The 21,408-nt window shown below is 64.1% G+C and carries 24 protein-coding genes; 12 read left to right on the top strand and 12 right to left on the bottom strand.

Annotation, left to right across the window (positions count from 1 at the left end):
• Window positions 1-9 precede the first annotated feature (9 nt).
• The 4 genes from pyrH (at window position 10) to BW940_RS10180 (ending at window position 6,066) form a co-directional block, all read left to right on the top strand.
• Window positions 10-738: a UMP kinase gene (gene pyrH / locus BW940_RS10195; protein WP_076609102.1), complete on the top strand. Its 729-nt coding sequence runs from the start codon at window positions 10-12 to the stop codon at window positions 736-738.
• Window positions 731-2,488, top strand: a complete 1,758-nt coding sequence (gene lysS / locus BW940_RS10190) for a lysine--tRNA ligase (protein WP_076609101.1) — start codon at window positions 731-733, stop codon at window positions 2,486-2,488. The genes pyrH and lysS overlap by 8 nt, the downstream gene beginning before the upstream one ends.
• Window positions 2,489-2,564: 76 nt before the next feature.
• Window positions 2,565-4,394, top strand: a complete 1,830-nt coding sequence (locus tag BW940_RS10185) for a site-2 protease family protein (protein ID WP_076609100.1) — start codon at window positions 2,565-2,567, stop codon at window positions 4,392-4,394.
• A gap of 151 nt (window positions 4,395-4,545) precedes the next feature.
• Window positions 4,546-6,066 carry a heme-binding protein gene (locus BW940_RS10180; RefSeq protein WP_076609099.1) on the top strand — a complete coding sequence of 507 codons (1,521 nt, stop codon included), beginning with the start codon at window positions 4,546-4,548 and terminating at the stop codon, window positions 6,064-6,066.
• 171 nt (window positions 6,067-6,237) lie between these two features.
• On the opposite strand, the gene BW940_RS21795 is transcribed toward BW940_RS10180, so the two are convergent.
• Window positions 6,238-6,408, bottom strand: coding sequence for a hypothetical protein (locus tag BW940_RS21795; RefSeq protein ID WP_173834875.1), 171 nt, complete (start codon window positions 6,406-6,408; stop codon window positions 6,238-6,240).
• Between the two features lie 87 nt (window positions 6,409-6,495).
• On the opposite strand from BW940_RS21795, the gene BW940_RS10175 reads away from it, so the two are divergent.
• Complete coding sequence (locus tag BW940_RS10175) at window positions 6,496-6,951, top strand: hypothetical protein (RefSeq protein ID WP_076609098.1); 456 nt, start codon at window positions 6,496-6,498, stop codon at window positions 6,949-6,951.
• 47 nt (window positions 6,952-6,998) lie between these two features.
• On the opposite strand, the gene BW940_RS10170 is transcribed toward BW940_RS10175, so the two are convergent.
• Entirely contained in the window at window positions 6,999-7,382 is a 384-nt protein-coding gene (locus tag BW940_RS10170; RefSeq protein ID WP_076609097.1) for a DUF5611 family protein, read from the bottom strand.
• 90 nt (window positions 7,383-7,472) lie between these two features.
• Window positions 7,473-8,528: a DUF7093 family protein gene (locus BW940_RS10165; RefSeq protein WP_076609096.1), complete on the bottom strand. Its 1,056-nt coding sequence runs from the start codon at window positions 8,526-8,528 to the stop codon at window positions 7,473-7,475.
• Between the two features lie 136 nt (window positions 8,529-8,664).
• On the opposite strand from BW940_RS10165, the gene BW940_RS10160 reads away from it, so the two are divergent.
• From BW940_RS10160 to BW940_RS10150, 3 genes are all read left to right on the top strand, one after another.
• The gene (locus tag BW940_RS10160; protein ID WP_076609095.1) at window positions 8,665-8,964 is read left to right on the top strand and encodes a DUF6432 family protein; all 300 of its coding nucleotides are present in this window, start codon (window positions 8,665-8,667) and stop codon (window positions 8,962-8,964) included.
• 39 nt (window positions 8,965-9,003) lie between these two features.
• A complete protein-coding gene (gene ygfZ, locus BW940_RS10155; protein WP_076609094.1) occupies window positions 9,004-10,095 on the top strand; it encodes a CAF17-like 4Fe-4S cluster assembly/insertion protein YgfZ in 1,092 nt (363 codons plus the stop codon).
• Window positions 10,096-10,181: 86 nt separating this feature from the next.
• A complete protein-coding gene (locus tag BW940_RS10150) occupies window positions 10,182-11,489 on the top strand; it encodes a TIGR00341 family protein (protein ID WP_076609093.1) in 1,308 nt (435 codons plus the stop codon).
• A 59-nt stretch (window positions 11,490-11,548) separates the two neighbouring features.
• Here BW940_RS10150 and BW940_RS10145 read toward each other — a convergent pair whose 3' ends face one another.
• Window positions 11,549-12,946, bottom strand: a complete 1,398-nt coding sequence (locus tag BW940_RS10145; RefSeq protein WP_076609092.1) for an FAD-binding oxidoreductase — start codon at window positions 12,944-12,946, stop codon at window positions 11,549-11,551.
• A gap of 219 nt (window positions 12,947-13,165) precedes the next feature.
• Here BW940_RS10145 and BW940_RS10140 point away from each other — a divergent pair, with 219 nt between their 5' ends.
• Window positions 13,166-14,593, top strand: a complete 1,428-nt coding sequence (locus tag BW940_RS10140; RefSeq protein ID WP_076609193.1) for an FAD-binding oxidoreductase — start codon at window positions 13,166-13,168, stop codon at window positions 14,591-14,593.
• Between the two features lie 69 nt (window positions 14,594-14,662).
• Here BW940_RS10140 and BW940_RS10135 read toward each other — a convergent pair whose 3' ends face one another.
• From BW940_RS10135 to BW940_RS10125, 3 genes are all read right to left on the bottom strand, one after another.
• On the bottom strand, window positions 14,663-15,856 hold the full coding sequence (locus tag BW940_RS10135; protein ID WP_076609091.1) for a threonine synthase: 1,194 nt from the start codon (window positions 15,854-15,856) through the stop codon (window positions 14,663-14,665).
• A 129-nt stretch (window positions 15,857-15,985) separates the two neighbouring features.
• Window positions 15,986-16,162, bottom strand: coding sequence for a 50S ribosomal protein L37e (locus tag BW940_RS10130; protein WP_076609090.1), 177 nt, complete (start codon window positions 16,160-16,162; stop codon window positions 15,986-15,988).
• Window positions 16,159-16,386, bottom strand: coding sequence for an LSM domain-containing protein (locus tag BW940_RS10125; protein WP_076609089.1), 228 nt, complete (start codon window positions 16,384-16,386; stop codon window positions 16,159-16,161). Before BW940_RS10125 ends, BW940_RS10130 begins: the two co-directional genes overlap by 4 nt.
• Window positions 16,387-16,617: 231 nt before the next feature.
• Between BW940_RS10125 and BW940_RS10120 the strand changes: the two genes are divergently transcribed.
• Window positions 16,618-16,911, top strand: coding sequence for a hypothetical protein (locus BW940_RS10120; RefSeq protein ID WP_076609088.1), 294 nt, complete (start codon window positions 16,618-16,620; stop codon window positions 16,909-16,911).
• Window positions 16,912-16,958: 47 nt separating this feature from the next.
• Window positions 16,959-17,921, top strand: coding sequence for a zinc-dependent metalloprotease (locus BW940_RS10115; protein WP_076609087.1), 963 nt, complete (start codon window positions 16,959-16,961; stop codon window positions 17,919-17,921).
• Between the two features lie 25 nt (window positions 17,922-17,946).
• Here BW940_RS10115 and BW940_RS10110 read toward each other — a convergent pair whose 3' ends face one another.
• The 4 genes from BW940_RS10110 to BW940_RS10095 form a co-directional block, all read right to left on the bottom strand.
• The gene (locus BW940_RS10110; RefSeq protein WP_076609086.1) at window positions 17,947-18,171 is read right to left on the bottom strand and encodes a hypothetical protein; all 225 of its coding nucleotides are present in this window, start codon (window positions 18,169-18,171) and stop codon (window positions 17,947-17,949) included.
• Complete coding sequence (locus BW940_RS10105; protein WP_076609085.1) at window positions 18,168-18,572, bottom strand: nuclear transport factor 2 family protein; 405 nt, start codon at window positions 18,570-18,572, stop codon at window positions 18,168-18,170. Before BW940_RS10105 ends, BW940_RS10110 begins: the two co-directional genes overlap by 4 nt.
• 79 nt (window positions 18,573-18,651) lie before the next feature.
• Window positions 18,652-19,203 carry a helix-hairpin-helix domain-containing protein gene (locus tag BW940_RS10100; protein ID WP_076609084.1) on the bottom strand — a complete coding sequence of 184 codons (552 nt, stop codon included), beginning with the start codon at window positions 19,201-19,203 and terminating at the stop codon, window positions 18,652-18,654.
• A 66-nt stretch (window positions 19,204-19,269) separates the two neighbouring features.
• Window positions 19,270-20,283, bottom strand: a complete 1,014-nt coding sequence (locus BW940_RS10095; protein ID WP_076609083.1) for an AI-2E family transporter — start codon at window positions 20,281-20,283, stop codon at window positions 19,270-19,272.
• Between the two features lie 165 nt (window positions 20,284-20,448).
• Here BW940_RS10095 and BW940_RS10090 point away from each other — a divergent pair, with 165 nt between their 5' ends.
• Complete coding sequence (locus tag BW940_RS10090; protein ID WP_076609082.1) at window positions 20,449-20,691, top strand: hypothetical protein; 243 nt, start codon at window positions 20,449-20,451, stop codon at window positions 20,689-20,691.
• A gap of 14 nt (window positions 20,692-20,705) precedes the next feature.
• On the opposite strand, the gene BW940_RS10085 is transcribed toward BW940_RS10090, so the two are convergent.
• Window positions 20,706-21,254 carry an SPW repeat protein gene (locus tag BW940_RS10085; RefSeq protein WP_076609081.1) on the bottom strand — a complete coding sequence of 183 codons (549 nt, stop codon included), beginning with the start codon at window positions 21,252-21,254 and terminating at the stop codon, window positions 20,706-20,708.
• Window positions 21,255-21,408 lie beyond the last annotated feature (154 nt).

Here is a 21,408-nt window from a genome sequence, read left to right as displayed (position 1 = left end):
CGCTGTAGCATGAAAGTGGTCGTTTCTATCGGCGGAAGTGTGCTCGTACCCGAACCCGGGGCCGATCGGGTCGCTGAACACGCCGCCGTCATCGAAGACCTCGTCGAGGATGGCTGTCGTGTCGGTGCCGTCGTCGGGGGTGGTGGTGTCGCGCGTGAGTATATCGGTGCCGCTCGTAATCTGGGGGCAAACGAAATCGAACTCGATCAGTTGGGGATCGACGTCACACGGCTCAACGCGCGCCTGTTGATCACCGCACTGAACGAAGATTCGGTGACGGCACCGGCGAAGGACTACGACGAGGCCGGCGAGGCGCTTCGCCGCGGCGACGTCTGTGTCATGGGCGGGGTTGCCCCGGCCCAGACCACCGACGCCGTCGGTGCCGCCCTCGCCGAGTACGTCGACGCCGACCTGCTCGTCTACGCGACGAGCGTGCCGGGCGTCTACAGCGACGATCCGAACGAAAACGCCGACGCGACGAAGTTTGCGGAGCTCTCCGCGACGGAACTCGTCGACGTCATCGCCGACCTCGAGATGAATGCTGGAGCTTCGTCCCCGGTGGACCTGCTGGCGGCGAAAGTCATCCAGCGCTCGGGAATGCGAACGATCGTCCTCGACGGCACCGATCCCGAACGGATCTCGCGTGCGGTTCGATACGGCGACCACGAGGGAACCGACATCATCCCCGAGGGGGCCGGCGAGGAGCCGACCTACTGGGCACAGAACGAAGATGAGTAGCAACGACGACGCGTCGGAGTCTCCGGCCGATCGGGACGTCGAGAGTCCCTACACCCTCCAACGCGAGGACAGCGACGACACGCGTCACGCCTTCTGGGCGGATACCGTCGCGGATCGAGTCGAGGAGCGCGTGGCCGACCGTCGGGAGGCCACGGAGGGGACGAGCGGGGAGGAACGACCCGCGAGCAAGGACCCCGACGAGCCGATCGTCGTCAAAGGCGGCATCTCTCCCTCTGGCGTCCCCCACCTCGGGAACGTCAATGAGATCATGCGCGGCTACTACGTCGCCACCGTCCTGCGCGAGCGCGGCCACGACGTTCGGCAGGTCTTTACTGCCGACGACCGCGACCCGCTGCGTGGACTCCCGCGGACGCTCTGTGATCTCGAGGGGACCCTCGTCGATCTCGGCGAGGTCGATGCGGGCGCGCTCGGGCGCAACCTCGGCGCACCCTATACCGACATTCCGGACCCCTTCGGCTGCTGTGACTCGTATGGCGACCACTTCTCGACGATCATCCAGGACAGCGCCGACGCGCTCGACGTCCCGATCGAACTGGTCTCGAACACGGAACTGTACGAGAACGGCGATCTCGAGGATGTGACCCGATTTGTCCTCGAGAATCAGGATCGCGCCCGCGAGGTCCTCGCCGCGTACCAGGACAAGGTCGACGAGGACTACGTCCCGTTCAATCCGATCTGTGCTGAGTGTGGCAAGGTTACCGAGACCGTTACTGGCGTCGATCTGGATGCTGAACCGCCGATCGTCGAGTACGAGTGTACCGACATGGATGCCGGCGACCAGACGATCAACGGCTGTGGGCACGAGGGGACCGCGACCCTGCGCGAGGGCAAGATGCCCTGGCGCTTCGAGTGGCCCGCCCAGTGGCAAGTACTGGGCGTCGACTTCGAGCCCTTTGGCAAGGACCACGCAGAGGGCTCCTGGCCCAGCGGCCAGGACGTCGCGCGTAACGTCCTCGAGATCGAGCCGCCTGTCCCGATGGTTTACGAGTGGTTTACCCTCGACGGCGAGCCGTTCTCGTCGTCGGCTGGCAACGTCATCCTCGTCTCGGACGTGCTCGAACTCTTAGAGCCGGAGGTCCTGCGCTACTTCTTTGCCAAGGATCCGTCAAAGGCTCGAGACTTCAGCATCGAGCGCCTCGACCAACTGGTCGACGAGTTCGACCGCCTCGAGGCGATCTACTTCGACGAGATCGACGCCAGCGAGGACGAGACGGCGTTCGCGAAACGAGTGTACCCGCTCGTGGTCGAGGAACCGCGAGAAGAGCGCGTTCGACTGCCCTACACCTTCGCTGCGGTGCTGGGGATGACTGACGACCCAGACTTGCGCGAGGAGATCGCTCGCCGCGAGGGCCACATTCCCGACGACGCCCCCGAGTGGGCGATCGAGGGCGCGCTCGAGCGCGTCGAACAGGCCCGCAACTGGGCCCGACGGACGGAAAACGAGTTCGATTACGAACTCAAGCGTGCCGAGATTCCGGATCACGAGTTCGACGAGGCGACCGAGGACGCACTCGCAGACCTCGCGGACTTCATCGAGGCGGGCCACGAACCCGAGGAGATCCAGGGCGAGATCTACGAGACGGCCAGACGCCACGACGTCGACGTGGGCGAGTTCTTCAGTGCGGGCTACCGGCTCTTTTTCGACGACTCCCAGGGACCGAAGCTCGGCTCGTTCCTCGCGAAGGTCGACCGTGAGTTCGTCGTCGCCCGACTGCGACGGGAACGATAACGCGGCTCGACAGTCCGTCGTTCGGTCGACTCGATAGACAAAAGCCCTTTGAGAACGCCACCCGGACATACGACCGATGGATCACGGTTTCCCCGCTGTCGTCTCTGTTCCCGAACTTTTCGGCTCTGAGCTGGCGACGTGGGCCCTTGTTGGCTTGTTCGCCTACTGGGCCGGCGTTATCGCGCTCCGGAGAGCTGATCTCCTCCCGGAGTACGTCGGGACCCAGGGCCCGATTCTCACCTTCCACACCAAACGCGGCCGGGAGTTTCTCGACTGGCTTGCGGGTCCGAAACGGTTCTGGCGTGCGTGGGCAAACCTCGGCGTCGGTATCGCGATCATCGTGATGGCGACCATGTTCGTCGTCCTGATTCTCGCAGCGATCTCCGCGATCACGTCGCCACAGCCGACCGGTTCGGCCGTCCAACAGCCCCGCAACGTGACGCCGATCCCCGGCGTCAACGACTTCCTTCCGTTATCCGCAACGCCGGGTATCGTCGTCGGACTCCTTGTCGGACTCGTCGTCCACGAGGGCGGCCATGGCCTCCTCTGTCGGGTCGAGGACATCGGTATCGACTCGATGGGCGTCGCGATGCTCGCGATTATCCCCTTCGGCGCGTTCGTCGAACCAGACCAAGAGAGCAGTCAAGACGCCTCGAGGGGCGGCCAGACCCGGATGTTCGCCGCCGGCGTCACGAACAACTTCGCGGTAACGCTGCTCGTGTTTGCGATCCTCTTCGGCCCGATCGCCGGCGCGATTGCCGTCGCTCCCGGCGCTGCAGTCGGCGGTGTTGCATCCGACTCGTCTGCTGATGCTGCAGGCATCGAACCCAACGACCGGATCACCGCCGTCGACGGCGAGCCCGTCGAGACGAACGACGACCTCGCGGATCGACTCGAGGCCGCAGCCGGTGACCAGCTCACGATCGAACTCAACGGCGAGCAAACCGTGACGGTCGACCGGTCGCTGCTCGTCACCACTGCAATGGCAAACGGGCCGGCAGGCGTCGCCGACGGTGACACGATCGTCGCCGTCAACGGCCAGCAGGTCGCGACCGAGCGCGGCTTCTTCGAGGCCGTCGGCGACGACGAGCGCGTCACGCTGACCGTCGAGACCGCAGCCGGCGAGGTGGACGAACGCGAAGTCCCGATCGGTGCCGCCGTCGACGTCAGCGACGATGGACCGCTCGAGGCCGCAACCGGTCCGACCGACGAGACGTTCGTCATCACCGAATTCAACGGCGAGCGAACGCACTCCTATGACGACCTCAGCGCGCTGCTCGAGGAGAGCGAAGCCGGTGACGAGATCTCGGTCGTGGGCTACTTCGGCGACGACCGCGAGGAGTACACGGTGACACTCGACGACCATCCGCGTGAAGACAGTGGCTTCCTCGGTATCTTTGTAAATCAGGGAATCTCCGGCTTCGAGGTCAGCGACATCGGTGTTCAGCTCTATCCTGCTCAGGAGTACCTCTCGATCCTCGGCGGTAATGGTGGCGGTGACGGCGGCGCGACCGACTCCTTCTTTGGGAAGATCGGACTGGCGATCTTCCTGCCGGTGATCGGCGTGATCGGCCTCTTGCCGTTCAACTTCGCCGGCTTCACCGGGGGAATCGAGAACTTCTATGAGGTGCAGGGCTCGCTCGCCGCACTCGGCGACAGCACCGTCTTCATTCTCGCGAACCTGTTGTTCTGGACCGGCTGGATCAACGTCCAGCTCGGCTTTTTCAACTGCATTCCGGCGTTCCCGCTCGACGGCGGGCACATCCTTCGGACGAGCACCGAGGCTATCGTCTCGAGACTGCCGATCGAGGCGACCCGCGGTCACGTCCGGACGGTGACGACGACCATCGGGCTGACGATGCTCGTCAGCTTCCTGACGATGCTGTTCCTGCCGTTCCTGCTCTAGGCGTTCCGGATTCCGGCCTGTTTGCGTTCACGTGAGACAGACACACCTCCTTGAGCCAGTTGGCCGCTCAATTCGGAGCGATGGATCCCGAACCCGGGCGGTGCTGGGAAGAAGCAGTTCCTTCTTGTCGGTTGCTTCCTAACCCTCGGCCATGGAACGACGGACACCACCGCGAACGAAAGAGGGCTGGTACATCCTACACGACTTCCGGACGGTCGACTGGGACGCGTGGCGGGAGGCACCCGATCACGTCCGCGAACGCGCACTCGAGGAGGGGGCAGCGTTTCTCGCCGACTGCGAGCGAGTCACGGACGCCGAAGACGGCGACTCGGGGCTGTTCGCCATGCTCGGCCACGAGACCGACCTGCTGTTCATGCACATTCGGCCGACGATGGCCGACGTCGAACAGCTCGAGCGACGGTTCAACGGGACGGCGTTTGCCGAGTTCACCGAGCAGACCGACTCGTACGTCTCGGTCGCAGAGGTCTCCGACTACGTCACCGACGCCTACTTCGAAGAAGACGAGGAGGTCGAGAGTGCCGGCCTCTCCCGGTACTTAGAGCAGAAGCTCTACCCGCAGATCCCCGACGCCGAGTACGTCAACTTCTATCCGATGGAAAAGCGCCGCCAGCCGGAACACAACTGGTACGACCTGCCGTTCGAGCAGCGCTCGGAGCACATGAGCTCCCACGGCGACATCGGCCGCAGCTACGGCGGGAAGGTCAGCCAGATCACTGCCGGGAGCATCGGCTTTGACGACTACGAGTGGAGCGTCTCGCTGTTCGCGGACGACCCCGCGAACATCAAGAACCTGCTCGCCGAGATGCGCTTTGACCAATCGACGTCGAAGTACGCCGAGTTCGGTCGGTTCTACGTCGGCCGGCGGTTCGATCCCGCCGACCTCGACGCGTACATGGCCGGCGACGCCGTCCCGGCCGAAGGGGACGCAGACGACGCGGGCGATCACCCACACGCCGAGGGCCACCACGACCACGGCGACGCCGACGACGATCACGGTCACGGCCACGGCAGTGACGATAGCCACGCTGGTGGGCCACCCGGCAGCGCCGGCGGCGACGACGTCCGCGGCGAACTCGAGGATTTGGGCGTCTATGCGGGCCAGCCACACGGCGAGGACGTCCACGCGGTCGTCCTCTACTCGGCGGCCGACGCCGACGAGTTGTTCGAGGAGGTCGACGGCATGCGGACGAACTTCGACCACTACGACACACACGTCAAGACCGCCGTCTACGAGTCGGAAGCGGGAGCTGACGACGCTGAGACGGCGATCGTCAGCCTCTGGGAGACCGACCGCGCCGCGAACACGGCCGCCGGCTTCCTCGCCGACCTCCCCGAGGTCGTCCGGCAGGCGGGCGACGACGACGGCGATTCCTGGGGAACGATGGGGATGTTCTACACGGTCAAGCCGGACCATCGCGAGGACTTCACCGGCACCTTCGAGGACGCGGCTGCACTCCTCGCCGACATGGACGGTCACCGCAAGACCGACCTGCTAGCAAACCGCGAGGACGAAAACGACATGTTCATCGCCAGCCGCTGGGACTCCCGCGAGGACGCCATGCAGTTCTTCCGCAGCGACGCCTTCTCGGAGGCCGTCGAGTTCGGTCGCGATATCCTCACCGACCGGCCGCGACACGTCTTCCTCGCCTGATACGGAATGCTGTAACGTTTTACCGGCGCGACCGCAGGACGGGACGCAGTCGCGCCGGAAAAGACTTACAGCGGTCCGTATGAGACGGGCTGCTGTACTGATTTTCCGGCGCGCCTGCCAGATAGCTCGTGCTCGTCCGGACACGACGGACAGCACTGCTCGAGCGGGCCGTTACAGTTTGTCGTAGAAAAAGTAGCCAGCGACGCCTGCAAGCCCGAGCACGAGCGTAATATACGGCCAGTTGCCGGCGTCGTGATCCGTCAGCGCGGCGTGTGCGGTGACGAAGATCGCAAAGCCGATGTGTGCGACGAGCGTCGCAGCGACGAACCCAGCGAGATCCATTGTCCGGGTGATTCGACGTTGTGCTAATAGCCGTTTCGGACCGTGCTGGGGAAAGGTACTCGAGGAGTCCCCACGAAGCGTCTCGTAGTGAATCGACGTGCGTTCCTCGGCGCTGTTCCGTCAGTCGTCCTCGCCGGCTGTGCGACCCGTCTCGGGCTCGCCGACCGCGTCGAGATCGTCCAGAAGTACGTCCGCGTTCATCCCCGAGACGCAGACGAATCGATCGATGTGGCCGTAAGACGGTACGATCCAGACGAGGGACCGTCCTATCGCGACGAAATCCGCGAGCCGCTGGCCGATGAGATCGACGACGGCGATCCCCTCGAGATCGCCGAGTCGGTCGCGGAGCGCCTTCGGGCCGAGTTTGCGATCGTCGAGTATCGAATTCGTGGCTGTGACGTCGACGGTGGCGACTGTCGACACACGACGCTGGTCCGAGAGGATTTCAACGAACTCGAGGCCGGTGATATCGCCGATATTGTCTATCGTAGTTCCGGTGCGGGATTAGTATCCGTCCACGAGTCACATCAAAGCCGCCGCTGATCGGGACGCTACTCGAACGAGCTGTGGCTGTGATCGAACAGGAGTCGTTAGAAGTCGTGGTCAGGGTCGTCTTCGACCGTCCGTTTCATCGACTCACGGCGGGACTTGGCGTCACGGCCGGTCGCCTCGAGCAGGAAGTCGTTTTTGGCGTCGACGGCGTCACCGGCGGCCTCGAGTTCGTCGGGGCCGAGTTCGGTGGGGTCGCGTTCGTAGAACTCGACGCCGAGTTTGTCCTTCTTGCCGGAGTACTCGACGGTTCCGACGACGACCTTCTCGAAGACGGGGTTGTCGGGTTCGCCGATGACGTAGAGGTCGCTGCCCTTGAACTCCTCGGTCCCGGTGATCGGACCGAAGTAATCCTCGACTGACGCTTCCATATCGGGGATTCGCTCCTCGAGATACTCTCCGCGGCGCATTTTGTACTCCTTCATGGATTGGTGATACACGGGGGACTGTTTACCTCTTTTCATAGCGGGCGTTGGGCCGTCTCAACGCTCGCCAGCAGTGTAGGGTAGAACGTCCTAGCGGCGTTCCCGTTCGCTGAGATAGCCCTTCCGACAGTCGGGACAGATGTCGCCGGTGCGAAGCGAGCCGCGGTCGCCGGCCGCGACGTACCCACATTGTGGACAGTAGAACTCGGTTGGAACGCCCTCACGCGGCGTACCGCCGCTTTCGCCGGGGGCCGGTGCCGACCCCGCTCGCTCGATGCCGGTTCCAGCGCCGGCGTCCGGCTGGCTCTCGGCGTCCGCATCCTGTTTTGTGTCGGTCGCCGGCGGCTCGGTCGTGACCGTTCTGGCGTCCGCTGCGGCAGTCGATTCGCCCATCACGCCGTCGGTCGTCCCGTCGCCGTCGTCCTCGAGGACGACTGCATCGTCCGTCACGTCGGCGTCTTTGCGTTCGGTTTCCGCGTCGGTGACCGGGTCCGACTCGTCGCGTTCGCTCTCATCGTCCGGCCAGCCTGCTGGCTCGGCTTCCGCTCCGACGGGTGGGCCGACGTCTTCCGACGCCGGCCACTCGCCGTGTTCGCGATCACGGTCAGGTTCCGGCTCGTCGTCGTCCTCGAGGATTTCGCCATCGTCGGTCACCGGTTCGCCGTGTTCGTCGGTCGGCACGTCGAACCCGTCGTTGTCCCCATTCGCGGGGGCGTCGGCGACGGTGGATGTCGATGCCGGGTCGGCGGGGTCAGCCTCGGTCTCGTCGTGGACGAACTCGACAGCGTCGTCTTCAGCCTCGGCATCGATGAACTCGGCGTCGTCTTCGTTGTCTCCGCCGTTGACGACTTCGGTGTCAACACCGGTTTCGACGGCCGTCTCGGGCGGTGTTTCGACGGCCTCGGTGTCGGCCGTCGCAGTCGTCTCTGGCTCGGGTTCTTCTTTGGTGGGACGCGAGTCGGCGTCCGTCTGGATGGAGAGACTCGTTATCTCGGTGTTCTCGCTGATGACGTTTCGCTCGCCACAGCGGACACACTCTTCGTACTCCTGGACGGTGACGACGACTTCACTGCCCCGTTCTTCGCGCTCGCGTTCGACGTCGGTCTCGCCGTAGTCGTGTCCGAGCAGCGAACATCGCAGGACCATTGTCCCACCGTTCCCAGTCATGGCATAAAAAACGTGCTGCCTGTCGGACCGAGTTCGCGACCCGACCGTATCAGTTCGGGGGAGTCACCGAGAAAACGACAAACGTCAAATCCCCGGCCGTCGAATAGCGAGACGGATGAGAGCAAAGCGGGAGTACCGAGACCGGGACGCGACCGAGGTAGCGGTACTCGACGAACTCGTCGATCGGGCCGACGACGGCATGACCGTCTTCGAACTCCGTGCCGCCGTTGAGGTCGATATCGACCACCTCGAGGACGCCCTCTCGACGCTCAAACAAGACGACCTGATCGTCGTCGAGTCCGACCACACCGAGACCGTCATCAAACCCGACGAACGGGTAATTCCCGAGATTCCGACCGACGAGGACGACGACCAATCCATCGGCGAGTGGCTTCGCGAACGGTTTCCTTTTTGAATCGAAACGCCTGATACGCTCAGGCCCGAGGGAGTATGCATGAGCGTCATCGAGTCTATTCATACCGACCACGGGGCGACGTTCGGCGAGCGTGACGGGCGAACGATCGTCGAACATTTCGGGCGACCTGAACGAACGCATCGTGCGGTTCGCAACGTCGTCGGCCTACTCGAGATGGCCTACGGCGTGATCGTCGTCGAGGGCGACGACCGCCTCGAGTACGTCGATAACGTGGTCTCGAACCGGGTGCCAGACGAGGATGGACAGGGCTGTTATGCACTCGTTCTCGATCCACAGGGCGGGATCGAGGTCGACCTCTACATCTACAACGCCGGCGAGCGACTACTCCTCTTTACGCCGCCGGCCAAAGCCGAGCCGCTGGCTGAGGAGTGGTCCGAGAAAGTCTTCATTCAGGACGTCGACATCCGGGTCGCGACCGACGACTACGGGATCTTCGGGATTCACGGCCCCAACGCCACGGAAAAGATCGCCAGCGTCCTCAACGGAGCCGCCTCGCCCGACGAACACTACTCGTTCGTCCGCGGGACGATGGGGGATGAAGGCGTCTCCGTCATCCGAACCGACGCCCTCACCGGCGAGGAGAGCTACGAGGTCATCTGCGCGGCCGACGACGCTGCGGCCGTCTACGACACCCTCCTGAATCAGGGGTTGAACGCTGCCCCCTTTGGCTACCGAACGTTCGAGAGTCTCGCCCTCGAGGCCGGGTCGCCGCTCTTTGAAACCGAACTCGAGGGGACGCTGCCGAACGTCCTCGGCCTGCGAACCGCCCTGGACTTCGAGAAGGGCTGTTACGTCGGTCAAGAGGTCGTCTCCCGCGTCGAGAACCGCGGCCAGCCCAGCCGGAAACTCGTCGGGCTAACACTCGAGGGTGAGTCCGTTCCCGAATCCGGCGCGGCCGTCTTCGATGGCGACGCCTCCGTCGGTGAGGTTACGCGCGCGGGCGAGAGCCCGCTGCTCGAGTCAGTCATCGCGCTCGCGCTCGTCGACTACGGCCTCGAGAGCGACGAGCTGACGGTCCGTGTCGACGGCGAGGAAGTGCCCGCGACGGTGACGGCGTTGCCGTTCGTCGAGGGATCCGATCAGTCGAATCGACTGCCGGCGTACCAGTAGGCGCACACACACGGACAGCTGTTCGTCAGCACGAACTGGCTGCACCCAGCCCGCGGTATTATCTTGGGCTCCATGGTCGGTCCTATATGCGCTATCTGGAGGTGACGGTCCCGAAGGGAAAACGACAGGCGGTCATCAGCATTCTCGAGGACGAAGGGATCGAGTACGTCGTCAGCGATGAAACCAGTGGTCGGGGGTACACTGCTGTCGTCCGATTTCCTGTCCCGACCCGGGCGGTCGAACCGGTGCTCGATCGGCTCAGGCAGGCCGGGATCAGCGAGGATGCAAGCGTCGTCGTGATCGACGCCGAGACGGTAATTTCCGAGAAGTTTTCGACGCTTCGAGCGCAGTACAGCCACGGCGGACAGACTGGTTCGCGAACCTCGAGACAGGTCCTGCGGACGAAAGCCGACGAACTCACGCCGCCGTTTCCGATCTACGCCGTCATGTTGCTCATCAGCGCCGTCGTCGCCACTGCCGGTCTCCTAGCTGATTCCCCAGCGGTCGTGATCGGGGCAATGGTGATTGCGCCGCTGCTCGGGCCAGCACTCGCCGCCAATGTCGGAATCGTCACCGGCGACGACCGACTCAAGGCGACCGGCTTCAGCTATCAACTCGCCGGGGTGACGATGGTGATCGTCGCTTCGATCGCCCTCGCGGCGCTCGCTCGGCTGGCCGGCCTCGAGCCCGCGGGCGTCGACATCGTCGTCGCTACCGAACTCCAGGAGCGCGTCGCGCCGAACCTCTTTTCGCTCGCGGTGGCGCTCGGTGCCGGGATCGCTGGCATCTTGAGTCTCACACGAGGGTTTTCGGAAGCCATCGTCGGCGTGATGATCGCCGCCGCGTTGATCCCGCCGTCGGCCGCGGTCGGGATCACGGTCGCCTGGGGGATGTACGGTGCGGCGACTGGGGCCGCCGTGCTCGTGATCGTCAACGTCCTGTCGATCAATCTCGCCGCGCTGGCGACTCTGTGGGTCGCCGGCTACCGTCCACAGGGGCTGTTCGAGGTGTCACCGACCCGGACGCCGACGTACACCTACGCGGCGATCTTCGGGGTGGCGCTGCTGGTGTTGGCGGCCCCGCTGGCTGGCGTCACCCTGCTTGACTTTCACACGACCGAACTCGAGTCGGTTGCCGAGGACGAGGCCGAGACGGTGCTCGCCGACCCACAGTACGACACCCGCGAGGTCGACGACGTTGTGGTCGAACTCGACGGCAACTATCCGATCCAGTCGGTCGACCGGATTATCATCACGGTCACCGGGCAGACGCCTGGTCCGGAGCCGGGACTCGCCGAGCGGCTCCACACGGCGATCAGCCACCACAGCGACGAGTCACTGACCGTCGAGGTCCAGTACGTCGTCGCCGAGCAACACGGCGACACTGGTGACTGAGAAAGTAGTCTGGCCTCGATCGTTCGCTCGAATCCATCGAAACGTACGCAAAAACGGGGTTACGTCGCTGGCTTGACGTTCTGGTTCATCCGGAACAGGTTCTCCGGATCGTACGCGGCCTTGACTTCGGCCAGCCGTTGCTGGTTCGTCCCGTAGGCGAGGTTTTCCTCGCCTTCGTCCTCACTGATGAAGTTCATGTAGACGCCGCCGGTCGCGTATGGGGCCATCGCGTCGAAGAACGCTCGAGCCCAGGCGATACAGCGGTCGTCGTCCGCTGGATCCTCCCAGCGCGTGTGGACGTTCATCGCGTACTCCGCATCCCGGTGTGGGTAGGCCGTCGCGTCTGCCGGGACGCGTTTCATCGCGCCGCCGAGCTGTGCGAAAAAGATTTCAGACTGCGGCGACGGCAACTCCTGTGCGTACTCGATTGCCGTCTCGATGGCTTCGTCCGAGAGTGTACTGAAGTTGTGTGACTTCCAGTAGTTTCGCGCACCCGGTTCGAGCAGTGGATCGAACGCTTGCTGGAACTCGGCGTACTGGTGTGGACTGACGACATCGGCGATCGGCTCGCCGTACTCACGAATCGGAGCGAGCACGTCCTCACCCGCTGCCATGTCACCGGCGTAGAACGGAACCACGACGAGGACGTCCTCACCGTGGACCTCCTCCGGGAGGAACGGAAGCGGTGGTGCCTTGCGCAGGACCATCCAGACGGCCGACTCGTCCGGTGCCGTTTCGTTGAAATCCCGCACGTGTCGGAGGACGTCCGGTGCGTCCGCACCGTGGTAGACGACCATCCCGGTGAGCACCTCCGGTCCAACCTCATGGAGGTCGAACTCGAAGGCGGTGACGACACCGAAGTTGCCGCCGCCGCCGCGAACGCCCCAGAACAGATCCTCGTTCTCGTCCTCGTTTGCGTGACGAAGCTTGCCGTCGGCGGTGACGACGTCGACCGATCGCAGGCTGTCCACGGTCATGCCGTACCTGCGAGTGAGCCAGCCGAATCCACCCCCGAGCGTCAGTCCCGCGACGCCGGTTGTCGAGTTAATTCCCAGCGGCGTCGCCAGCCCGAACGCCTGCGTCTCGTGGTCGACGTCGGCGAGGGTCGCCCCCGGTTCCACTCGAGCCGTCTTCTCTTCCGGATCGACCTGCACCGACCGCATCGCAGAGAGGTCGAGCATCAGGCCGTCGTCACAGACCGCGTTCCCTGCAATGTTGTGTCCGGCACCGCGAATTGCGAGCACCATGTCGTGCTCGCGGGCGAAGTCCACCGCCGCGATCACGTCCGAGATACCCCTCGCTCGAGCGATGAGTGCCGGCCGTCGGTCGATCATGCCGTTCCAGACCGCTCGCGTCTCGTCGTAGTTCGGATCCTCGGGACGGAGCAACTCGCCGTGAAGCCCCTCGCCGAATCCGTCTATTGCACCGTCGTCTACGGGTGTGGTAGTTACTGCCATCGTCCCTCAGAGTCAGTACGCCGCCAGTGCGGATATACTTACCATGAATAATAATTATATATAACTCGAGCCGAGAGAGACTCGAAAACCGCCCGATCAGCATGTGACTCGAGGCCTATCGTCGATTCTCGATCCGTCGCGCACACGTCACGTCGACGCGGTGGACCGTCGCGTTTGCGGTAAAACTGGTTTATGATCACTGGCGGTATAATTTATATCATGGCACAATTTGACAAACACCCGGGTGAGAAAGCGCTCGCCGACCTGCCGAGCGAGCCCGTACGGTCGTTCGAAACGGGATTCGGCGGCGACGTCGTGCTTCCGGCGGATCCGGAATACGAACGGGAACGAGCGGTCTGGAACGGGATGATCGACAAGTACCCGGCGATCATCGCCCGCTGTGCCGGCACCGCCGACGTCGTTTCGGCGGTGACGTTCGCCCGCGAGCAGGACCTACCGCTCGCGGTTCGATGCGGCGGCCACAACGTTGCCGGAACCGCCGTCTGCGACGGCGGGCTCGTCGTCGATCTCTCGCCGATGCACGGCGTGCGCGTCGACTCCGAGAATTGGACGGCCCGCGTCGACGGTGGCGCGACGCTCGGCGATGTCGACCACGAAACACAGCTGTTCGGGCTGGCGACGGCCCTCGGTGCGGTCTCGGAGACGGGCGTCGCGGGGCTGACGCTCAACGGCGGCTACGGCCACCTGAGTCGCCAGTACGGGCTCGCGATGGACAATCTGCGTTCGGTCGACGTCGTCACCGCAGACGGGAAGGTCCACACCGCCAGCGCCGACCGTAATGAGGACCTGTTCTGGGGACTCCGCGGCGGTGGCGGCACGCTGGGTATCGTCACCGCCTTCGAGTTCGAACTTCACGAGGTCGGCCCCGAGGTGGACGCCTTTTTCATCTGGTTCCACGCCGACGACATGACCGACGTGATGGCATGCTTCCTCGAGTGGACCGATGACGCGCCACGGGAGGCAGGTGTGCTCGCGTTCACCGCTCACGTGCCCGACCTCGAGGAGTTCCCCGAGGAGGCGTGGGGCGAGCCAGCCGTCGCGATGCTCGGGACGGCTCGTGGCGACCTTGAAGACGACGTCTTTGAGCCGCTGCGCTCGAGTGCGACACCGATCGCCGACCTCAGCGGGTCGATGGCGTACGCCGACCTGCAGTCGATGCTCGACGAGGACTACCCCGACGGGCTGCGCTACTACTGGAAGTCGATCTTCCTGACCGACGTTACCGACGAGGTCGTCGACATCATGGAGCGATACACCGAGTCAGCTCCGTCGGCGCTCTCGACGGTCGACCTCTGGCATCTCGGTGGAGCCGTCGCTGACGTGCCCCAGGACGCGACCGCGTTCTGGCACCGGGACAAGCCGTACATGCTCAACTTCGAGGCCAACTGGGAGGACGAAGCCGACGACGACGCGAACGTGACCTGGGGTCGCGACGGGATCGCCGAAGCGGCAGAACTGGCGGTTGCGTCGGGAAGCTATGGCAACTTCCCGGGGCTGAACGAGGATCCCGCGAAACTGCGCTTTGGCGACAACTACGAGCGACTGGCCGACCTGAAGACGACCTACGACCCGGAGACCCTGTTCGGCGCGGACGGGAGCATCGCTGCGCGAACTGATACCGACTGATCGACGGCCGCGTGACGATGGCCGTCGACGCGGTGGCCCAGTTGTGGCGCTCCCGTTCGTATCGGACTGTTATACGCCTTGGCTCATCAGGTGGCTGCGCAACACGTCACCCTCCTTGTTCCCCGAGGCGGTGTTGACGATGACGACCGTCTCGTCGCCGTCGAACGCGCCGCGCTCGGCGAGTTCCCACACACCGCTTGCGGCCGCCGCCGCGCTCGGCGTCAGCTCGAGGCCCGTCTGCTGGGCGACCTGGACTGCAGCCTCGAGGATGTCCGGATCCTCGGTTGCAATTGCCCCGCCGTCGGTCTCGGACAGCGCCTCGAGTACCCGCCGACTCGCCGGTGGGTCCGGAATCTCGAGTTCGCCACAGATGGTGTCGGGCGTCTCGACCGGCTCGTGGACGTCCCGATTGTTCTCGAACGCGTCGACGATCGGCGCACAGCCCGCCGCCTGGGCGGCATACAGCGCGGGCACCTCGTCGATCAATCCGAGCGCTCGAAGTTCCGTTGCGGCCTTGTACGCCCCGACGAGGCCGACTCCGATACCCGTCGGGTAGGCGATCACGTCGGGGACTGCCCACTCGAGTTCCTCGACGATCTCATAAAGGGTCGTCTTCGCGCCCTCGTGGCGATACGGCGTGACGAACGACTGGACCGAGTACCAGTCGTCGTGTTCGGCCAGCCCCTCCTCGGAGGCTCCGACGGCGTCACCGAAGCGGCCGCCGACGACGTTCATATCGCCGCCGTGGACGTTGATCATGGCTTTGTTCGAAAAACTCGAGCGCGAGGGGACGTAGGTGTGGGACTCGAGGCCAGCACGGCCCGCGTAGGCAGCGGCTGACTGCCCGCTGTTACCCGTCGACGCGAGCGCAATGTCCGTCGCACCGTGCTGGCTGGCCGCCGTCAGCGCAAGTGACTGGCCACGATCAGCCGTCGACCCCGTCGGATTTCGACCGTCGTCTTTGATCAGCAGGCATTCGACGCCCAGTTCGTCGGCCAGGTCGGGACAGTCGACCAGCGCCGTCGCCCCCTCGTCGATCGTTACCGCCGACTCTCGTGGGAACGGAAGCAGTTCCTCGTAGCGCCACAGCGAGTCGAACGGTCGGGACGCGAGCGTTTCGCGATCGAGGTCGATCGCGTCGTAGTCGTAGCTCGGATCGAGCGCCCCGCCGCAGTCGGGACACTGGTGCGGTTCGTCCGCGGCGTCGTAGGTTGCCCCACAGTCGACACACTCGAGGCCAACAAAGGCGTCCGTCGTCTCCATATGCGAGTGTTCGCGGCCCGAGACAAATGATTGTCCATCGGCGGGTTCACGCTGTCGAAGGCGGTTACTGCCTTCGAGGGTTATCACTCGCGGTGGAGAAAGCAGAAGCGAAAACGGCAGAAGTCGGAATCAGTTGTCGCCGGTTTTCGACTGCCACTCGTAGCCGCGTCGTTTGGCCGATTTACCGAAGCCACACGACGAGCAGACTTTCTTCTTGGTGTGGTAGGATTTCTCTCCACAGCGACGACACTTCGTGTGCGTCGTCTTGTTCTTCTTTCCTTGGCTCGGGGTTCCTGCGCCAGTCATGGAGTGATCGAAACGACGTTATCGCCGCGTATAATGGTTGTGTCTTCGGCCGGCGACTCCGATTCGACTTCGTCCCCGATGGGGATCGTCACGTCCTCAAGCACGAGATTCATGTGCTGATCGTAGCCAGCGAGGTCGCCGACGTACTCGTCGCCACTTTTGAGTCGTACCGAAACACGTTCGCCAAGTGACGCCTCGAGGACGTCAAGCGGTCGTCCACTCATACGAAAGAGCGCAGGTGATGGACACTTAATCGTACCGGTCCTGTATCTCTCTGGTACCGACTGTGACGGGTGATTGTCTGCGTTTGGCTAGAACCGATGAAGTATCACGGTCGGAGACGGACCCGTCTTCATCGCGGAGACCGGTCTCGATTCCAGCACACTCTCGTTTCAGACCGTCTCAGTTGTTACTGTAACCCAACGGCTAAGTGTCCGCTCATTGAGCATCCACTCATGGGAGAGAAGAAGTTTACATTCATCGAGTTGCATCTTGACGGCGACACCCAGTTCGGACCACGGGCGCTCGACGCGCCGCTGCCGTTCGGCGAGTCAGAGACGTCGTCCGACCTTGAGGACGAGTCCGACGACGAGGTTGCGACAGCCGACGACGGATCGAGCGGGAAAGCCATCGGTGCCATCATCGCACTCGTCGTCCTCGTTGGGATCGCCGTCGCCGCCAAGAAGTTCCGCGGTGACGACGAGACCGACCTCGAGGCCGAAGACGAACCCGACGTGATCGTCAACTAATCCGAATCGACCGAACGCTTTTGCGCCTGCTTCCCGTACCCGTATTCGTGAACCTCTATCGTAGCGCCCGGGCCGTTGCCGGGGCGTCCGGTGACGATATGATCGACTGGCGGTCGGCCGCCAGCGCTGCGAAAGCAGCAACCGAACCGGGCACGCTCGACCTCGAGGCCGGCGAACGTGACGCCTACGCACGCGACGTCCGAGACGCACGGGAAGCCGTCCGCACGGTTGCAGACGTTGAGTTCGACGTCCCCGACACCATCGAAATCCAGAACCGTCACCACTGGATCGACGCCAACATCGCGACGTTCGAACGCGTCATGGGCACCCTCGAGAATCAGATGCCGGCAAGCACGTTCCCCGGCGTCGCCCGGACGGTCAATACGGGCACGATGACCGTGTTGCTCTCGTTTCTCGGACGAAACGTGCTGGGACAGTACGACCCCCTTCTGCTTGCCGAGACACCCGACGACGACCACGCACTCTATTTCGTCCGGCCGAACATTTTGAACGCCGCCGACAAACTCGACGTCGACGCCGAACGGTTCCGGCGCTGGATCGCCTTCCACGAGGTGACCCATGCCGCCGAGTTCGGGGCCGCCCCGTGGCTGTCCGCCCACCTCGAGGCCCGCATGGAAAACGGCATTGCAGCGCTCTCGGATGGCTCGTTCAGTCGGGAGTCGTTCCGCGAACTCGATGCGGCGATGACCGTCGTCGAAGGATACGCCGAACTCCTGATGGACCACGCCTTCGACGACGAGTACGCCGACCTGCGCCGGAAACTCGACGCGCGACGACAGGGTCGCGGGCCACTTCAACAACTATTCCGGCGGCTGCTCGGGCTCGGGCTCAAAGAACGACAGTACGAACGCGGGAAGCACTTCTTCGAGACGGTCGTCGACGCACGCGGCCTCGAGACGGCGAGTCTCGTCTGGGAGGGTCCCGAGAACCTCCCGACACACGACGAACTCGACGAGCCGGGGCTGTGGCTCCGCCGTATCGAGCGCTGATCACGCACGGAGTTTGCCGACGCCGCTAGTCGGTAATCCAGTAGAGATACCAGAGTAACGCGCCGCCAGCGACGAGGCCGCCGACCATCGTCACCCCAATCGCGGCCAGTGACGCCCCGCCCTGGAGTGCCATCATCCCGCCCGAGAGTCCGACGAGCAAGACGAATCCGACCCCGATCCAGGCAGACGAACTCGTCAGCTGACTTCCGGACGGCGTTGCTCCGGGATCGCGACCGGGCCCACGCCTCATAGCTCGTGGGCCACACTGACGTGCATCGTCGCGAACAGCCACTCGCGGGTGTCGACGGCTGTTTCTCTCTCTGCTGTCTCGACGAGTGCGCCGCTCCAGCGCGTTTCGAAGCGCCGTCGCTCGTCGTCTTCGGTGTCCGTCCAGGCCATCGTCACCTCGTCGACGAACGTGGCGACGCCGTCGCGCTCGGTGACGACGAGGTGGTGGCTCTCGACGGCCCACTCCGCCGTCGTTTCGGTCTGTTCCCGGAGCGCCTCGCTGACGGCCTCGAAGCCGTACAGCGACTCGCTGATTCCGAATTTGACAGTCGACTCCTCCTCGAGAAAGTACGGTGACAGCGGCTCACCGGACCGGAGTGCGTCGTAGTAGTCTCGGACGGCGGTTTCTGCGCGGTCGCTCATACTGTCTCCTGTCGGCGTCTGCTTCCAAAGACACATCGGTCGCACATGCAGCCCGTATGAATGCTACAGCCGACGGCGCTCACATGAAGCCGCGATCGACCTCGTCGGTCTCGATCAGGTCCTCGAGTTCCGCGTGCAACAGGTCATCGGCTTCCTCGAATCGCTCGGCGAGGGCCTCGAGTTCGTCGGGGCGATCGTACTGATCGTAGGCCATCGGGCCGAACGCGGGGCTCTCGACGGCCTCCATCACGTCGTCAAACAGATCCTGTGGCCGCGTCGGCGCATCCGCGTGGGTCTCGAGGACGGTCTCGAGGCGCTTGCCGACGGTCTCGGCCTGGCTCTCGTCCTCGGGCGGGGACTGGACCGCAAAGCGGCCGCCTTCGTCCCGTTCGGGGAGAAACGAGCCGATTTCGTCGTCGAGGTTGCGCGCGACCTGCGTGCCGACGCCGCGAACCTCGAAGGGGTTTTTCGCGTAGGTCTTCAGGAAGAAGACCCCGGCGCGGGGATGGGCGAGGTACATGTCTTCGCCGACGCCGCCGGCCCGGTCACCGGCGACGGCGCGCCAACGTTCGGGGTCGACGCTCCGCTCGGTGACGTCCTCGAGTACGTCCTGCCACTCGCGAATCCGCATATGTGTTGGTTGTGACGCGGACAGAATGAACGTGTCGGTCGCGACGAGCGACGGTCGAGTCGAGCCTTACCAGTCGCCGGCCGGCTCGAGGTCATCGTAGTGGTCGTCGAACGTCTCGAGGATGACCTTGCACGCCCCGACGATGACCGGGCCGAAGAACAATCCCATAAACCCCATGAGGTACATCCCGCCGATGACGCCGACGATGATGATGCTCGGATTGACGTCGGCACGGCCGACGATCAGCGGTCGAAGGAACTCGTCGGACGTTCCGACGACGATCGCCCCGTAGATGACCAGGGCGACGGCCGCGACGGTTGAACCGGTGATAGCCAGCCACACCGCCGCCGGTGCCCAGACGGCGAACGAGCCGATCAGCGGAATCAGCGAGAGCAGGATCATGACGAACGTCCAGAAGACGACGTTCGGGACCCCGGTTGCCAGAAGGCCAAGCCCAGCGAGAACCCCCTGAATGACCGCCACGACGACGTGACCGACCAGTACCGCCCACGTCAGCCGGTCTAATTCCTCGAACAGCGTTTCCTGAACATCCCGGGGAAGGGGAACGATTTCGCGAGTCCAGGCGAACAGCCGGGTCCCGTCTTTCAACAGGAAATAGAGGAGGAACGCGGCCAGTCCGATCCCGATCAGGGCGTGGATAAGCCCGCTGAGGGCGTCGGGCGCACCGCCTAATAGCCCCTCAGAGACACGTTGAGCGCCGCTGGTTGCCGTGTCGGCGATGTTGACGTCCTGGCCCGTTCGCTCGCTGATCGTCGCCTCGAGGCGACCGACTCCCGGCCCACCGTCCTCGAGGCTCCGAGCGAATCGCAACACGTCGGTCGCGATCAGGCCGATCATCACCGCAAACGGAACGATGATCGCAAGCGTTGCCCCGATGACGAGCGAGAGCGACGAGAGCGACGAGCCGATTCGCGGCTCGAGCCGTTTCTGAAGCGGATAGAGGACGTACGCCAAGAGCACGGCGAGCAGGACGTACTGGAGGAACGGCCACACCAACGCGAGCGTCAGCACGGCCGAAATCGTGGCGAGCAGGAGGTAAAATCCCTTGCTGACGTTCATTCTATCACCAACTCCTGTCCGTTCATACCATCCGTATCGTGTCGTCGTGCAAAAGCGCGTGGCCGGCAACTTTTCCCGGCCACGACCGCCATCGGACCCCGCCCATCACCGAATCAAAAGGGATACGATGGCTCCCCCGACAGGACGAGTAACCACCGTTTGCCCATGTCCGTCCGCCAGTCACTCTCGCTCGTCGAACTGTTTCGTGCGACACCAGCCAAAACCGCCCTCCTCATGATCGGCCCGCTCGCACTGGCCGCCGGACAACTCGGGAACAGCTATGTTAACGGCGTCTCGCCCCTCGTCTCGAGTGCGTTCGCCGTCGTCATGCTCGCGTTTGCCGTCGTCGCGACGCGTCATCACGCCGCCGAACACCGGCGTCGACAACTCGAGGCGGAGCTATCGTAGCCACTGAGTCCGTCTCAGGCCCGCGTGGATTCGGTCGCGACTTGTCGGGCACCGCGGGCTTCGTAGGCGTTGTATCCTGCCAAGGCGGCGATGAGCAGTCCAGCGCCAAGTGTACTCCAGAATAGCATCCCAGTCATCTCGAGCAGTGCCGGGGAGATGATCAGCCAGATGCCGAGGATCGCCACTAGCGAAGCGACGCCGATGCTCAGCGGAATGTCGTTCGACAGCCGGTAGACGTTGTAGCCGGCGGCGATGGCGACGACCGCACCGGCCAGCAGGTTGTTCCAGAGCGCCGCCATGCTGGTGTCGAGAGCCAGCACCGAGACGGCGGCCCAGACGCCGAGTGCAGCGATGACGATGCTGAGCACCGACGTCTTCCGTCGCCGTTCCTCGTCTGCGATCGCGGTGGACTCGTCTCGAGGGTCGGGGCCGTCGGGTCGGTCGCCGACGCCGGTTCCCGAATCGACGTTGGACGGGGTCTGTTCGCGCTCGTCGCGTCCGACTCCGCCCTCGCTTTCGCGCTCCGCCTGTGGGTCACGGTCGTCCTTGTTCGGGTCACTCATGCCGTGCGAGGAGTGGCCCTAATGGGGCAAAAACATCGACGACTGTTCCACCGCGTCGCACGGCAAGTCATTGGAAATCGGTTGTTACAACGATGTGTGTCCCCGATGCGAATACCGATCGGGTGGTAGTGACTGGATTCTCGACTAGTCTTCT

The organism is Natronorubrum thiooxidans, assembly GCF_900156475.1.
Classification (GTDB): Archaea; Halobacteriota; Halobacteria; order Halobacteriales; family Natrialbaceae; genus Natronorubrum; species Natronorubrum thiooxidans.
This window is presented reverse-complemented; position numbering and strand designations above follow the sequence as displayed.